The sequence below is a fragment of the Microbulbifer agarilyticus genome, from assembly GCF_020171345.1.
GTDB classification, from domain to species: domain Bacteria; phylum Pseudomonadota; class Gammaproteobacteria; order Pseudomonadales; family Cellvibrionaceae; genus Microbulbifer; species Microbulbifer agarilyticus_D.
The window spans coordinates 409,288-425,050 of sequence record NZ_JAIUZM010000003.1 but is presented as its reverse complement, the minus strand read 5'-3'; the positions used below and the strand labels follow the sequence as shown (position 1 = coordinate 425,050).

Annotated in this window: 13 protein-coding genes; 2 read left to right on the top strand and 11 right to left on the bottom strand. The window is 56.8% G+C overall.

The genetic code is table 11. The annotated features are described in order from the left end of the window. Window positions 1-243: 243 nt before the first annotated feature. On the top strand, window positions 244-561 hold the full coding sequence (locus LCM31_RS12245) for a hypothetical protein (RefSeq protein ID WP_222228005.1): 318 nt from the start codon (window positions 244-246) through the stop codon (window positions 559-561). 114 nt (window positions 562-675) lie between these two features. On the opposite strand, the gene LCM31_RS12240 is transcribed toward LCM31_RS12245, so the two are convergent. From LCM31_RS12240 to LCM31_RS12190, 11 genes are all read right to left on the bottom strand, one after another. After that, on the bottom strand, window positions 676-1,143 hold the full coding sequence (locus tag LCM31_RS12240; RefSeq protein WP_224870469.1) for a thioesterase family protein: 468 nt from the start codon (window positions 1,141-1,143) through the stop codon (window positions 676-678). Next, window positions 1,140-2,537: a Si-specific NAD(P)(+) transhydrogenase gene (sthA, locus tag LCM31_RS12235; protein ID WP_224870467.1), complete on the bottom strand. Its 1,398-nt coding sequence runs from the start codon at window positions 2,535-2,537 to the stop codon at window positions 1,140-1,142. The genes LCM31_RS12240 and sthA overlap by 4 nt, the downstream gene beginning before the upstream one ends. A 100-nt stretch (window positions 2,538-2,637) precedes the next feature. Beyond that, complete coding sequence (gene nqrM / locus LCM31_RS12230) at window positions 2,638-2,898, bottom strand: (Na+)-NQR maturation NqrM (RefSeq protein WP_224870465.1); 261 nt, start codon at window positions 2,896-2,898, stop codon at window positions 2,638-2,640. A 2-nt stretch (window positions 2,899-2,900) separates the two neighbouring features. Next, entirely contained in the window at window positions 2,901-3,905 is a 1,005-nt protein-coding gene (locus LCM31_RS12225) for an FAD:protein FMN transferase (protein WP_224870463.1), read from the bottom strand. A 45-nt stretch (window positions 3,906-3,950) separates the two neighbouring features. Continuing rightward, entirely contained in the window at window positions 3,951-5,177 is a 1,227-nt protein-coding gene (gene nqrF / locus LCM31_RS12220) for an NADH:ubiquinone reductase (Na(+)-transporting) subunit F (RefSeq protein WP_224870461.1), read from the bottom strand. Window positions 5,178-5,195: 18 nt separating this feature from the next. Then, on the bottom strand, window positions 5,196-5,804 hold the full coding sequence (nqrE, locus tag LCM31_RS12215) for an NADH:ubiquinone reductase (Na(+)-transporting) subunit E (protein ID WP_077403098.1): 609 nt from the start codon (window positions 5,802-5,804) through the stop codon (window positions 5,196-5,198). 3 nt (window positions 5,805-5,807) lie between these two features. Then, on the bottom strand, window positions 5,808-6,482 hold the full coding sequence (locus tag LCM31_RS12210) for an NADH:ubiquinone reductase (Na(+)-transporting) subunit D (RefSeq protein ID WP_077403095.1): 675 nt from the start codon (window positions 6,480-6,482) through the stop codon (window positions 5,808-5,810). Window positions 6,483-6,484: 2 nt separating this feature from the next. After that, window positions 6,485-7,267 (bottom strand): Na(+)-translocating NADH-quinone reductase subunit C, encoded by a 783-nt coding sequence (locus tag LCM31_RS12205; protein ID WP_224870460.1) that lies wholly within the window; start codon window positions 7,265-7,267, stop codon window positions 6,485-6,487. Then, on the bottom strand, window positions 7,260-8,471 hold the full coding sequence (locus tag LCM31_RS12200; protein WP_222227992.1) for an NADH:ubiquinone reductase (Na(+)-transporting) subunit B: 1,212 nt from the start codon (window positions 8,469-8,471) through the stop codon (window positions 7,260-7,262). The genes LCM31_RS12205 and LCM31_RS12200 overlap by 8 nt, the downstream gene beginning before the upstream one ends. A 3-nt stretch (window positions 8,472-8,474) precedes the next feature. After that, window positions 8,475-9,815, bottom strand: coding sequence for a Na(+)-translocating NADH-quinone reductase subunit A (locus LCM31_RS12195; protein ID WP_224870458.1), 1,341 nt, complete (start codon window positions 9,813-9,815; stop codon window positions 8,475-8,477). Between the two features lie 504 nt (window positions 9,816-10,319). Next, complete coding sequence (locus tag LCM31_RS12190) at window positions 10,320-11,783, bottom strand: glyceraldehyde-3-phosphate dehydrogenase (RefSeq protein ID WP_224870679.1); 1,464 nt, start codon at window positions 11,781-11,783, stop codon at window positions 10,320-10,322. 349 nt (window positions 11,784-12,132) lie between these two features. On the opposite strand from LCM31_RS12190, the gene mfd reads away from it, so the two are divergent. Beyond that, complete coding sequence (gene mfd / locus LCM31_RS12185) at window positions 12,133-15,630, top strand: transcription-repair coupling factor (protein ID WP_224870456.1); 3,498 nt, start codon at window positions 12,133-12,135, stop codon at window positions 15,628-15,630. Window positions 15,631-15,763: the final 133 nt, after the last annotated feature.

Here is a 15,763-nt window from a genome sequence, read left to right as displayed (position 1 = left end):
TCCGGTTATCCTTGATCAAGAATTAGCCTAGCACACGGGCGGTAAATTGCGCCGACTGGGCCGCCGTTCTTAGGTACTGATGCTGGGAACCACGCTGGGATAAACCGTGGAAGCGGCTGAGGGTTGCCGGAAAGAATGCGGGCGCGAGAAAGCGTGAAGAATAATGTGAAGAAAGCCGCGTGTTTCGGCACAATATCTGGTTTAATTCATAACAACTCAAATAAGTAGAGCGGAGAGCCCAACATGTTCTCAACCACCAAAATGCAAAACCTGATGCGCAACGTATGCTTCGCCGGTCTGGCGGGCGCAGCACTCTTCACCGCCGCATTCACACAGGCTGAGACCGTTGAGGTGCCCGTAGGCGAACAGGGCTACGTGGCGGAAGCTGGCCAATTGCGCGGCAAGAAGCAGGAACAGGTCACTCAGGAAATTGGCGAGCCGATCAATATTCAGGGCCCTGTTGGCGAGCCAGCCATCACCCGCTGGGAGTACGCAGACTTTTTCGTCTACTTCGAGCACGACGTTGTGCTGCATACCGTGGCCAAGAAGCACGGCAGCTAATCCCGTCCTGCAGGCCCCGGTAGTTACGCCGAGGCCGCAACAAGCAGGCATAAAAAAACGCGCTCACGTTACGTCAGCGCGTTTTTTTATGCCCACAAGTGGCGGCCAAACGTACTAGTACAGGAAGGTCGCTGTGCCCGTGGCAATTAGCTCTTCCTGTTCATTGCACAGCTCCATGCGCGTCACTACCAGTTTGTTGCCGACCCGCAAAACGGATCCCTCGCAGATAAACTCTTGCCCGCGACCAGGCTTGAGATAATCCACCCGCATATCCACGGTACCGAGCCGCATCAAACGCTGAACCTTTTCATCCCAGTCAATCGCCCCGCCCATACGCTGATACGCAGCTACCATCGCGGTAAAACCACCGACCGTATCCAGCGCCGTGGCGATCACACCACCGTGCAGAATATTCTGGAAGTGGTTGCCGATCAGCTCGGGCTTGGTGACGAACCTTCCGGAAAGGGTCTGCTCCGCAAAATTAAAATCATGCAGCGCCAGACCAATTTCACGCACAAACGGCACCTGTTCAAAGATGCCTTCTACCAGACCTCGAAACTCCGCGGGGGATGGTTCCGTCACAGGCGCATTACTCGGTTAAGTCCATCCAGGGCTGCACTGCGGTACGCTTCTGCCATGGTCGGATAGTTAAACGTGGTGTTCACGAAGAAATCGATGCTGTTGTTCGGTGCCGGCTGCTTCATGATCGCCTGACCGATATGCACGATTTCCGCAGCTTCCGCGCCAAAGCAATGGATGCCCAGAATCTCGTGGGTTTCGATATGGAACAGAATCTTCAGCATGCCCACACGCTCACCGGAAATCTGTGCACGGGCGGTGTGCTTGAACAGTGCGCGACCTACTTCGTACGGCACCTTGGCATTGGTCAGCTCGGATTCGGTTTTACCAACGGAGGAAATCTCCGGCAGTGTGTAGATACCCGTTGGCGCATCTTCGATAACCCGGTGGCCGCGCCCAACGATGGCCGCCGCAACCGCTCTACCCTGGTCGTAAGACGCGGATGCCAGGCTTGGCCAGCCAATAACATCACCCACGGCGAAGATATTTTCCACGGCGGTGCAGTAGTGCTCATCCACGGAGAGCTGGCCGCGGTGGTTCGCTTCCAGACCGACGTTTTCGAGACCGAGCCCTGAAGTGTTGCCGGAACGGCCGTTACACCACAGCAGCGCATCGGCAGAAATTTTCTTGCCGGACTGCATTTCCATCACGACACCGCGGTTGCTACCGGTAACCTTGGCGTACTCTTCACGGTGGCGCACGGTGACGCCCATGTCGCGCAGGTGGTAGCTCAGGGCATCGGAGATTTCATCGTCGAGAAATTCAAGCAGGTGCTCACGGCTGTTAATCAGGTCAACCTTGACGCCCAGCCCGGCAAAAATCGATGCGTACTCACAGCCAATCACACCGGCACCATAGATGATGATCGCCTGCGGGGTGTGCTCCATATCCAGGATGGTATCGCTGTCATAAATACGCGGGTGACCGAAGTCGACATCCGCGGGACGATACGGACGAGAACCCGTGGCAACCACAAACTTCTCGGAAGTGATAATTTCCTTGGCACCGTCGGCAAGCTGCACTTCCACACGGTTCTCATCCAGGAACTTGGCTTCACCAGAAATCAGGTCTACACGGTTGCGCGCATAGCAGCTGGTGTGCATCTCAACCTGGTAGTTGATGACCTTGTTTACGGTACGCATAACCTGCGGGAAGGTCAGTCGGCGCGGCTCGCCCAGCGCGCGAAAAACACTCTGCGTGTTGTAACGCATCAGTTGCTTTACCGAGTGACGCAGGGCTTTTGAGGGAATGGTACCTTTGTGGGTACAGTTGCCACCCACCGCTGAACGGCGCTCGATCACTGCGGCGCGCAGGCCTTTCTTTGCCGCACTCATGGCCGCCGCTTCACCCGCGGGGCCCGAACCAATCACAACCAGATCGTACTTAGAAACTGCCATTGAAATACTTTCTTAGCTTTTGCTTAATTTTTTTCGTGTATGCCTAGGGCCACTGCGGAACAGCAGCCCCCTTTTCCATCCGATTACGCGTCAGGTCGCCTTACTTCTGATCGCTCTTACTTGTGGCGTCGTAGGCGAAGTCTGCAGCAGCGGTCTTGTTCAGCGCTGCCTGGCGCTGACGCTCTTGCTCTTTTTCACACTCGTCGTCATCGCCACCACAGATATCGCAGTTTTCTTTCATGCCGATATTGTTCAAACCACCACAGGAACCCTTGAGTGGTTTATTTTGTACGATGGCACCCAGTGCCATACCGGTAATAACCAAAGCCACAACGACGAACGCGAGAATATATATAGTCACGGTTACCTCTCCTGACTCTCAAGATAGGGCGCGAACGCACTACTGGCGCGCTCTTCAAACCCAGAATCTGTTTTTACCAACAGAAAAACCGCTAGTTGCAGCTCTTCCGCCAATTTTAACGCAGCCTCCGCACCCATCACATTGAGTGCTGTGGCGTAGCCGTCGGCCAGTGCGCTGGTATCCGCAATGACGGTTACCGAGGCCAAATGATGCTCGACCGGGCGTCCGGTGCGCGGATCCAGCGTGTGCGAGTACCGCTTGCCGTCCCGCTCGTAGTAATTGCGGTAGTCACCGGAAGTCGCAATACCCTTGCCGCTTACCGCGATCGGCTTCTGCACGACCTGACCGGCTGACGGCCGCTCGATACCGATACGCCAGGTGTTGCCTGCCGGGTTAACCCCGGCGGTGCGCAATTCGCCACCCACCTCCACGAGGAAGTTGCGGACACCCTTTTGGACCAGCAGATCGGCCACGCGATCCACGCCGTGCCCTTTCGCTATGGCTGACAGGTCAATCTGTACCGGGCGGCTTCTGGTCAGTGCCTGACCGTCCAGCAGCAAAGCATCAGAGCCTATTTTCTCACGCAATGCATCAATTTGCTCGGCTTCGGGCACGGCCTCTGGTTCTGGACTCGGCCCAAACCCCCAGAGGTTGACCAGCGGTCCAACCGTGACGTCGAAGGCACCGCCGCTATTGCGGTAGATTTCCAGCGCGTCGCGCATCACCAGGGCCAGATTCTTCGACAGCGCAATAGGCTCTGCCACAGGCCCGCCGTTCACCCGCATCAATTCGGAATCGGGAATGTACGTGGACATTTCCTGATTCACTGCGGCGAGTTCTGCATCCACTGCCGACTGCAATTCTGCCTGGTTTACCCCCGCCGGCACATCCACCACCGTGATGTGGTAGAAGGTGCCCATGGTGGGGCCAGAAAGTTTCCAGACCGCTTTCTCCTCCGCGCAACCCGCAAGCGCAAGGAGCACAAACAAAAACAGGGCCGAAAACATCGGCCCTGTTTTTGTGGAGGTGTTGTTCCATCCAATCATGCTGGATCAACCACCGAAGTCGTCGAGCAGGATATTTTCATCCTCTACGCCCAAATCTTTCAGCATGTTGATCACTGCCGCGTTCATCATGGGCGGCCCACACATGTAGTACTCACAGTCTTCCGGAGCCGGGTGGTCCTTCAGATAGTTTTCATACACAACGTTGTGGATGAAGCCTGTGTAGCCTTCCCAATTATCTTCCGGCTGCGGGTCGGACAGAGCGATGTGCCACTTGAAGTTATCGAACTCTTCCTGCAGACCGTTGTAGTCGTCCTCGTAGAACATCTCGCGCAGGGAACGCGCACCGTACCAGAAGCTGATCTTGCGGCTGGAGTGCAGACGCTTCAGCTGGTCGAAGATGTGGGAACGCATCGGCGCCATACCGGCACCACCACCGATGAAGACCATTTCGTTGTCGGTTTCTTTGGCGAAGAACTCACCGAAAGGACCGTACACTCGCATCTTGTCACCTGGCTTCAGGTTGAAGACGTAGGAAGACATCTGGCCCGGCGGAATACCTTCGGTACGCGGCGGCGGAGTTGCGATACGGATGTTGAACTTAACAACGCCCTTTTCTTCCGGGTAGTTCGCCATGGAGTAGGCGCGAACCACTGGCTCGGTCACCTTGGACTCCAGGTTAAAGAAGCCGAAGTGCTCCCAGTCGCCACGGTACTCTTCTTCGATCTCGAAATCGGAGAATTTCACGTGATGGGGCGGCGCTTCCAGCTGTACGTAACCACCCGCACGGAAGTCGACGTTCTCGCCTTCCGGCAGCTTCAGGGTCAGCTCTTTAATGAAGGTCGCCACGTTGGGGTTGGATTCCACAGTGCATTCCCACTGCTTTACACCAAACACCTCTTCAGGCACTTCAATTTTCATGTCCTGCTTAACCGCAACCTGACAGGACAGACGCTTGCCTTCCTTCGCTTCGCGCGGGGTGAAGTGTGCCGCTTCGGTTGGCAGCATGTCGCCACCACCCTCTTCAACCACACACACACACTGTGCGCAGGAACCACCGCCACCACAGGCGGAGGCCAGGAACAGGTTGTTGGCCGCAAGGGTCTGCAGCAATTTACCACCGGCAGGAACGGTGAGCGTTTTCTCACCGTTTACCAGGATGTTGACGTCACCGGTGTTCACCAGACGTGAGCGGGCAACCAGGATGATGGCTACCAGCGCGATCACGATGACGGTGAACATGCCAACGCCGAAATAGATATCCGTTAATTCCATGTTATTCAACCTCCCCGCTTAGATGTCGATGCCGCCGAAGGACATGAAGCCCAGCGACATGAGACCAACGGTAATGAAGGTGATACCCAGGCCTTTCAGGCCGTCCGGTACGTCGCTGTACTTCATGCGCTCGCGGATACCCGCCAGAGCTGCAATCGCCAGCGCCCAACCAAGACCTGCTCCGAAGCCGTAGGCAACACTTTCACCAAAATTGTATTCGCGCTCCACCATGAACAGAGACGCACCCATGATGGCGCAGTTCACGGTAATCAGCGGCAGGAATACACCCAGGGCGTTGTACAGCGCCGGTACATACTTATCCAGGAACATTTCCAGGATCTGAACCAGGGCTGCAATTACGCCGATGTAAGACAGCAGACCGAGGAAGCTCAGGTCTACATTCGGATAGCCAGCCCAGGCCAGCGCACCGTCTTTCAGCAGGTAGGTGTAAATCAGGTTATTCACCGGAACGGTGATGGTCAGTACTACGATTACCGCAACACCGAGGCCAATCGCCGCTTCAACCTTCTTGGATACCGCGAGGAAGGTACACATCCCCAGGAAGAAGGCCAACGCCATGTTTTCTACGAAAACGGCGCGGATGATGAGAGAAATAAAATGTTCCATCGATCAGGCCTCCTGTTGCGCCAGAGGCATTTTGGAATTCGGCGCAATCTTGAACTCATCCTCTTCTACCTGCTCCGGCTTCCAGGCACGGATCGCCCAGATAAATAGGCCAATCAGGAAGAAGGCACTCGGCGGCAGCAGCAGCATGCCATTCGGTACGTACCAGCCACCGTTGTTCACGGTTTGCAGGATTTCAACACCGAACAGTTTGCCCGCGCCAAAGAGTTCACGGATGAATGCCAGACCAATCAGAATCACACTGTAACCCAGACCGTTACCAACACCGTCGAAGAAGCTGTCCTTCGGACCGTGCTTCATGGCGAAGGCTTCGGCGCGGCCCATTACGATACAGTTGGTGATAATCAGACCAACGAATACCGAGAGCTGCTTGGAGATATCGTAGGCGTATGCCTTCAATACCTGGTCAACCAGAATTACCAGAGAGGCAATCACGGTCATCTGCACGATGATCCGGATGCTGTTCGGGATCTGCTTACGGATCAGTGACACGGCGGTGTTGGAGAAGGCCACAACGGTGGTCAACGCAACACACATTACCAGGGTCACTTGCAGCGAGCTGGTTACCGCCAGTGCGGAACAGATACCAAGGATCTGCAGCGTAATGGGGTTATTTTTGAAAATCGGGTCCAGCAGAGTGTCTTTCAACTTGGTGCTCATGCTTATGCCTCCCCTGCTTTCAGGTGTTTCAGGAAGGGACCGAAACCGTCATTGCCAAGCCAGAACTTGACCAGGTTGTCGACGCCTTTGCTGGTCAGAGTCGCACCAGACAGGCCGTCCACTTGGTGGATAGCTTGCGGGCTGTTCGGATCAACACTGCCTTTGATTACGGAAATATCTACGCCGCCATCGGCGTCGTACACTTCCTTACCTTCCCACTGAGACTTCCAGCGCGGGTTGTCGACTTCACCACCCAGTCCAGGAGTTTCTTTGTGCTCGTAGAAGCCCAGACCGGCAACGGTGTTGAGGTCTTTTTCCAGGGCCAGGAAGCCGTAGAGCTGACCCCACAGGCCATAACCACGAACCGGCAGGATGATGCGTTCCATCTCGCCATTTTCCTCCACCAGATACACCTCTTTGATGTTCTCGCGGCGGATAATTTTGGCGACATCCTGATCGGCCGGCAGTTTTTCACTGGCGCTCGGGACTTTCGCTGCAGCACGACCACTGCCACCGGCCGGAGCCTCGTCAGTGAACTTGCCGGTACGCAGGTCTACGTACTTGATGGTTACGTTGCCGAAGGCTTCTTCGATCGCCTTGCGGCTGGTCTGATCAGGAGTGATCAGGCCACCAGCCAGCAACACGTTCTTTTTCATATCCAGCTCGGCATTGGCCTTCTGCGTGGGCTTGAGCATTACTGCCGCGGTGGAAACCACCACGGAACAGACAATACACAGTACCAGCGCGACCAGCAGAGTACCTTTTACAGAATCTTTATTAGCCACGTGCCAACCTCCGCTTGATATGGGACTGCACAACGAAGTGGTCAAACAGCGGTGCGAACAGGTTCGCGAACAGAATGGCCAGCATGATGCCTTCTGGGAACGCTGGGTTCACAACACGAATCAGAACAGTCATCACACCGATCAGGATGCCGTACCACCAGCGACCAACATTGGTCATGGCTGCAGATACCGGGTCGGTGGTCATGAACATCAGACCAAACGCGAAACCACCAACAACCAGGTGCCAGTACCAGGGCACATTGAAGAAGGCATTGGTCTCGGAGCCAATCATGTTGAACATGAGGGACGTGGCCATCATGCCCAGCAGAGTACCGGCAACGATACGCCAGCTGGCAATGCGCATGCTCAGCAGAATGGCGCCGGCAATAAAGATGACGAAGGTGGAAGTTTCACCAATGGAACCGTGCATGTTGCCGAAGAAGGCATCCCACCAGGTCAGAGGGCCAGCAGCAGCGTTGATCACGCCATTCTGCACGCCTTCACTCGCCAGTACAGACAGCGCGGTTGCGCCGGTGTAGCCGTCTACGGCGGTCCACACAGTGTCACCGGACATGGAGGCCGGGTAAGCGAAGTACAGGAATGCACGACCACTCAGTGCGGGGTTGAGGAAGTTTTTACCGGTACCACCGAATACTTCCTTACCAATTACCACACCGAAGCTGATGCCCATGGCCACCATCCACAGAGGCAGGTCTGGCGGACAGGTCAGAGCAAACAGAATAGAAGTAACAAAGAAACCTTCGTTTACTTCGTGGCCACGTACCGCAGCGAACAACACTTCCCAGATACCACCAACGATGAACGTCGTCAGGTAAATCGGCAGGAAGTACATGGCACCGTAGACAAAGTTGTCCCAGATGCTTGCGGCGTTGTAGCTGGTCAGTGCGCCAATAATGGCGTGGCGCCAGCCTTCGAACTCAGTCGCACCGCTGTTGGCGATGATGGTATTGGCCTGGTAGCCGATATTCCACATGCCAAAGAAGGCCGCCAGCATGGCACAGGCCCACACGGTGATCATGATGCGCTTCAGGTCAATACCGTCACGCACGTGCGCGGTGGTCTTGGTACGGTCAGCCGGCTGGAACAAACCAGTATCAATGGCTTCGTACAGCGCGTAGAACTTTTCATACTTACCGCCCTTGTGGAAGTGCGGCTCGATGGAGTCTAAAAATTTACGCAACATGTCTTAGCCCTCCTTCTCAATACGGGTCAGGTTGTCCCGCAGGATGGGGCCAAACTCATACTTGCCCGGGCACACGAAGGTACACAGGGCCAAATCTTCTTCGTCCAGTTCCAGGGCGCCCAGCTGCTGAGCTACCTGGGTATCACCCACGATCAGCGCACGCAGAAGCTGGGTCGGCAGGACGTTCAGCGGCATAACACGCTCGTAAACACCGATCGGCACCATGGCACGCTCGGAGCCGTTGGCACTGGTGGTGAAGTTGAACAGTTTGTTTTTCAGGAAGTTGCTGACGTAGATCGGCAGCACAGAGAAACGGTTCGCACCAGGCGTGAAGTAGTGCAGCATCGGGCGCTCACGGCCCTCTTCCAACACGCTCACCTGGTTGTGGTAACGACCCAGGTAACCCAGCGTTCCGTTCGCGGTGCGACCACCGAATACGGAACCGGAGATTACGCGGTTGTCAGCACCTTCGGTTTCACCGGCGACCAGCGCTGTCAGATCGGCACCCAGACGAGTGCGCAGAAGACGCGGCTTGGTTACACGCGGGCCACCCAGGGCAACAACGCGATCGGCGTACAGCTTGCCGGTTTCGAACAGCTTACCTACCGCGATCACGTCCTGATAACCGATGGTCCATACCTGACGACCGGGCTTAACCGGGTGCAGGAAGTGGATGTGGGTACCAGACAGACCAGCGGGGTGCGGGCCAGCAAAGGCTTCGCGCTGAACAGTGGCAACGCTCGGTACCGGAATATCGGCATCCGGAGCGGTACAGACGAAGGTCTTGTCTGCCAGCTTGGACAGGATTTCAACACCCTGTGCAAATGCTTCACGCTGCTCGGCAATCACGACAACCGGGTCGGCTGCCAGCGGATTGGTATCCATCGCATTGATGAAGAGCGCAGAAGGCTCGGCGTCCAGGGCCGGCACTTTGCTGTACGGGCGGGTACGCAGTGCGGTCCACAGACCGGACTCGACAAGGTTCTCGCGAACCTGCTCTGCGGTCAGGCTGGCCAGCTGGTCAGCGCTGTAGCTCGCAAACTGCTCGGCTTCGTCGCCTTCTACTTCAATCACTACGGATTGCAGTACACGACGAACGCCACGGTTAACCGCGACTACGCGGCCCGCAGCCGGAGCGGTATAGCGTACACCGTCCGTCTTTTTGTCAGTGAACAGCAATTGTCCGAGTTTGACGCTATCCCCTTCCGCAACTGCCATAGTGGGCTTCATCCCGTTGTAATCGGGACCAACCACCGCAACAGTCTTGGCTGCAGGGCCATCGTGGATGACCTGCTCGGGCGCGCCGGATATGGGTAAATCCAATCCCCGACGGATCTTTCTCATACGCCTGTGCCTAAGTTCTAAGTTGGTAGATTTAGTAGGTTTTAAAAATTTCTGGGCCTTTTGAGCCCGGAGTAAAAAGAAACCGTTGCGCGGGGGCTTAGGCCAAATTGAGCCGACACAAGCCTCGAGGTGAACTCTGTAAAGAGTAGCTACTAATCAGCAGCCTTAAGCCCGACGGGCATCGCCGGCCGGCACCACAGGTAATATGAAGAAATGACTCAGAGTCCGGGAGCAACGCACTGCTATTGCCTTGGCAACCCGCAGTCTATGCGTTGATTTCCCGGCACACAGCAGCCCCGCAAAATCGCGCGCATTATAAGGATCGTACAGGGGGTTTACCAGAGCAGATGGGGTCAAATCGGCCCCAGATGAGGAAATTTTTGCTGAAAAAACAAAGACTTTAGTTGGAGGCGCCACCGCCGGCCATTGCGACCGGGGTGGCGCGGGATCAATCTGGTCAACCAGTGATCACGCAGATCACCCCCTCTGACTAAGGCGTCGAGATCAGTCCTTCTTTGGGAACAGCTCGTAACGCACGCCAGCCATATCCTCCAGACAACGCACTACCTGACAGCTGTAGCCGAACTCGTTGTCGTACCAGCAGTAGAGCACCGCATTGTCGTCTTCGACAATAGTGGCCGTTGAGTCAAACACACAGGCGCGACGGGAGCCGACAAAATCGCTGGAAACCACTTCCGGCGAGTTAGTGAAGTCGATCTGCTGACGCAGCGGCGAGTGCAGCGCCACATCGCGCAGGTACTCGTTCAACTCTTCCTTGGTGGTCTCCTTGCCCAGACGCAGATTCAGGATCGCCATGGACACATTCGGGGTCGGTACGCGAATCGCGTTACCGGTCAGCTTGCCCTTCAACTCCGGCAGCGCCTTGGATACCGCCTTGGCAGCACCAGTCTCGGTCAACACCATGTTGAGGGCGGCAGAGCGACCACGGCGCTCACCCTTGTGGTAGTTGTCGATCAGGTTTTGGTCGTTGGTGTAGGCGTGTACGGTTTCTACGTGACCGTGCTCAACCCCGAACTTGTCCATCATCGCCTTCAGTACCGGCACGATGGCGTTGGTGGTACACGAAGCCGCGGACAGGATCTTGTCTTCCGGCTTGATGTCGCCGTTGTTGATACCGTAAACGATGTTCTTGAGGTCACCCTTGCCCGGTGCCGTGAGCAGCACCTTGGACGCACCCTTGCACTCCAGGTGCTGGGACAGGCCCGCTTCGTCGCGCCACACGCCGGTGCTGTCGACGATCAGGGCGTTGTTGATGCCGTGCTCGGTGTAATCCACTTCCTCCGGGGAGTTCGCGTAGATGACCTTTACTTCGTTGCCGTTGCAGATCAGCGTGCTGGTCTCTTCGTCTACACGAATGGTGCCGTTGAAAGCGCCGTGCACGGAATCGCGACGCAACAGGGAGGCGCGCTTGACCAGGTCGTTATCCGCCTTGCCTTTACGCAGTACGATCGCACGCAGGCGCAGTACATCGCCACTACCCGCCTTTTCGATCAGCAGGCGCGCTACCAGGCGGCCAATACGGCCGAAACCGTAGATCACCACATCCTGGGACTCAGGCAGCGGTTTGCGGGCGCCAGAGGCGTCGGAAAGCTCTTCGCGCACGAAGTCTTCAATCGACAGGCCGCGCTCGTCGCGCATATATTTGTTGGTGAGGGTACCCAGGTCGATATGCACCGGGCCCAGGTCGAGTTTGCAGATCGCCTCGAGAACTGGATAGGTCTCAAACTCAGACAGCTCGTTTTCCTCAACCTGACGCACAAAACGATGTGCCTTCATAATGGTGAGAACGGAGCGGTTCACCAGGTTCTTGCCGTACATATAAATGCCGACATTACTTTCCCGGTTGAGCTTGCCAATCATCGGAATCATGGATTCCGCCAGCGCTTCACGCGCTTTCCAGTCCTTGAAAAAGTCAGCGGGCTTCGGTCGCTTCTGAGTCACAGTCAGACACCTCTGCAAAGGGTAAATTTGGGTCTTGCCCTGGCCGGAGTACAAGCTGCGTATTTGGGCCATCTGAATGTTAAGAATGGCTCAAAATCTTGCCTCCAACCGGAAGGCGGGCGAATTATGTGTATTCAAATCTGGCCGCGCAACCGTGCAAAAAATGGCCTAAAAACTGTAGTTAAACTACATTCGCGAAACAGAAAAAACGGCTTTTTTCTCGGCGTAAGCGCCCTGTCTGGACGCCCCCACTGCAACCCCCAAAAACACCGACCTGCAAGCTCGGCGGTTCACCGCTACAATACGTGCCCTCCAAGGCCGAGACCGGTCAGAAAGCACGGAATTATAAGGAAAGATGAGCCAGCTCCCCCCTTTGTCCCCACCCGCATTTCGCAGCCAGAATGACCGCCAATTCTGGGGGCAGCTGAACGGCGCCAGCGCAGCCCTTGCCATCCTGAAGGCCGCTCAGTCGAGCTCCGCGCCAACCCTGCTGATCGCCCGTAACAGCCAGGAAGCACATCAACTTGAGGTGCAGCTGAAATTTTTTAACAAGCCGCGGCGAGATGGGGCTGACGACGACACCAATCACTCGGGTGATGGCGCACTGGAAATTTTCCAGTTCCCAGACTGGGAAATCCTGCCCTACGACACCTTCTCTCCCCACCAGGACATCATCTCGGATCGCCTGGCGACGCTGTATCGATTGCCCCAGATGGGCAGTGGCATTGTTATTGTGCCGGTGAGCACGCTGCTGCACCGTTTAGCGCCCAAGGATTATGTCGCGGGCAATGCCTTGGTATTGAAGGAAGGGCAGAAGTTCGACCTGAACGCTCAGCGCAAACTGCTCGAACAGGCCGGATACCACTGTGTGGATACCGTGTATGAACATGGTGAATTCGCCGTGCGCGGCTCGCTGATGGACATCTTCCCAATGGGCAGCAACCTGCCCTACCGCATCGACCTGTTTGACGACGAGATTGAATCCCTTCGCACCTTCGATCCGGAAGACCAGCGCACCGTGGACAAGGTCGACCAAATCGATCTGCTGCCGGCGCGCGAATTCCCCATGCACAAACTGGCGCTGGCAAAGTTTCTCGAGCGCTGGCACGGGCAGTTTGATTGTGATCCGGGCCCCGTATCCATCTATCAGGACATCAGCGCCGGCATCGCTCCCGCCGGGATCGAATACTACCTACCGCTGTTTTTTGATGCGTGCGCAAGCCTGTTTGACTACCTGCCAGCGCGCAGCCAGGTGTTTATCCAGGGCGACCTCAAGCAGCCGGTGGAATCCTTCTGGCGGGAAGCGGAAAACCGCTTTGAGAGCCGCCGCGGCGACCTGACCCGCCCCATTCTGGAACCGCGCCAGGTATTGCTCAATGTGGACGAGTTTTACGGAGCACTGAAGCACCTGCCGCGCGCCTTCTTTTCCAACGAAACCCTCCCAGAGGCGGAAGGCAATTACAACTTCGCTACCGGCAAGCCGCCGAGCCTGCCGGTCGATGGCAAATCCGAGCAGCCGCTGAAAGCCCTCGAAGCCTATTTAATGGAGTACAAAGGCCGCGTGCTGTTTTGCGCGGAAAGCGGTGGCCGACGCGAGGCGCTACTGGAACTGCTCAGTGGGATTCGCCTGAAGCCGAAGACCCTCGATTGCTGGCAGGACTTTGTCGACGGCGACGATCAAATTGCAATCACCGTATCCCCTATCGACCAGGGTCTGATCCTTGAAGACCCGCAGCTCAACCTGATCGCAGAACCGCAACTGTTCGGCGACCGGGTACTGCAACAGCGCCGGCGCCGCAAGGCAAAAGAGGAAGCGGACAACGCGGTAAAAAACTTGGCGGAACTGCGTATCGATGCGCCGGTGGTGCATATCGATCACGGGGTCGGCCGCTACAAGGGCCTGCAAAGCCTCGATATCGACGGCCAGCCCGCAGAATTTCTTACCCTGGAATATGGTGATGGCGCCAAGCTGTATGTGCCCGTGGCCAGCTTGCACCTGATCAGCCGCTACTCTGGCGCCGACGAAGAACTCGCTCCGCTACACAAGCTGGGTAGCGAAAGCTGGCAGAAAGCCAAGCGCAAGGCCGCGGAAAAAGTCCGCGATGCGGCAGCCGAGCTACTCGACATCTATGCACGGCGCGAGGCACGCATAGGTCACGCGTTTGGCGACCCGGGACTCGCGTATCGCGAATTCACCGCCGGCTTCCCATTTGAGGAGACCCCGGACCAGCAACTCGCCATTGAAGCCGTGGTGGGCGACATGCTGTCCGACAAGCCGATGGACCGACTGGTGTGTGGCGATGTGGGCTTTGGTAAAACCGAAGTGGCCATGCGTGCGGCTTTCGTGGCCGCGCACGGCGGAAAACAGGTTGCCATGCTGGTGCCCACCACCCTGCTGGCACAACAGCATTTCCAGTCGCTACAGGATCGCTTTGCCGACTGGCCGATTTCTATCGAGGTAATTTCCCGCTTCCGCAGCAATAAGGAAGTGGAAGCCATTAAACAGCGCGTCACCGAAGGCAAAGTCGATATTCTCGTTGGCACCCACAAGCTGCTGCAAAGCGACCTCAAGTTTAAAAACCTGGGACTGCTGATCATCGATGAGGAACACCGCTTTGGGGTGCGCCAGAAAGAAAAACTCAAGAGCCTGCGCTCCGAGGTAGACATCCTCAACCTTACCGCGACCCCGATTCCACGGACATTGAATATGGCCATGGCGGGCATTCGCGATCTGTCGGTAATCGCCACACCGCCGGCGCGCCGTCTCTCGGTAAAAACCTTTGTGCGCGAGCGCGACGACGCGCTCATCAAAGAAGCGATTCTGCGCGAAGTCCTGCGCGGCGGTCAGGTCTATTTCCTGCACAACGAAGTGAAGAGTATCGAGCGTATCGCCCGGGAACTTCAGGAGCTGGTACCCGAGGCTCGCATCGGCATTGGCCACGGCCAGATGCGCGAGCGTGAGCTCGAGCAGGTAATGAGCGATTTTTACCACAAGCGCTTCAATGTGCTGGTGTGTACCACCATCATCGAGACCGGCATCGACATCCCCAGTGCCAATACCATTCTGATTGAGCGCGCCGACAAGTTTGGGCTCGCGCAGCTGCACCAGCTGCGTGGCCGTGTGGGCCGCTCCCACCACCAGGCCTATGCCTACCTGTTGACCCCGAATAAGCGGGCGATGACCGGCGACGCGGTGAAACGACTCGAAGCGATCAGCGAAGCCCAGGACCTGGGGGCGGGCTTTACGCTCGCCACCCACGACCTGGAGATCCGCGGCGCCGGGGAACTGCTGGGCGAAGAGCAAAGCGGACAGATCCAGAGCGTCGGCTTCAACCTGTATATGGAAATGCTGGACCATGCGGTCAAGGCGATTCGCGAGGGGCGCACGCCGAATATCGACGAGCCGCTGGAATCCCCCGCGGTCGACGTCAACCTGCGCGTACCGGCGCTGATTCCTGAAGACTACCTGCCGGACGTGCACAGCCGGCTGATCATGTACAAACGCATCGCGAACGCGGAAGACAAGACCGCCCTGAAAGAGCTGCAGGTAGAAATGATCGACCGGTTCGGCTTGTTCCCGGAACCGCTGAAGCACCTGTTCCGCATCACCGAGATCAAGCTCAATGCCAATCAGATGGGTATTCGCAAACTGGAAGCCTCTGCCAGCCGGGGACGCATTGAATTTGCCGACAACGCGAAGGTGGACCCACTGACACTGGTGAAACTGGTGCAGAGCCGCCCGACGACCTTCCAGCTGCAGGGAGCGAACCACCTGAACTTCGCGCTCGACGAAAGCGGCCCGGAGCAGCGCCTGCAACAGGTCAACGACGTACTGCAACAGCTGTCGCAATAGCGGCAGATGACACAGATCCGGGCCGCAAAGGGTGCTAAGATGGCCGAAATATCCGCCAGCCAAAAGCAATGTTCAGGATTGCTGGGCCGGCGGGCCGGCACCCAAGCCGCCAAAGAAAGAATACAGCTTAGAT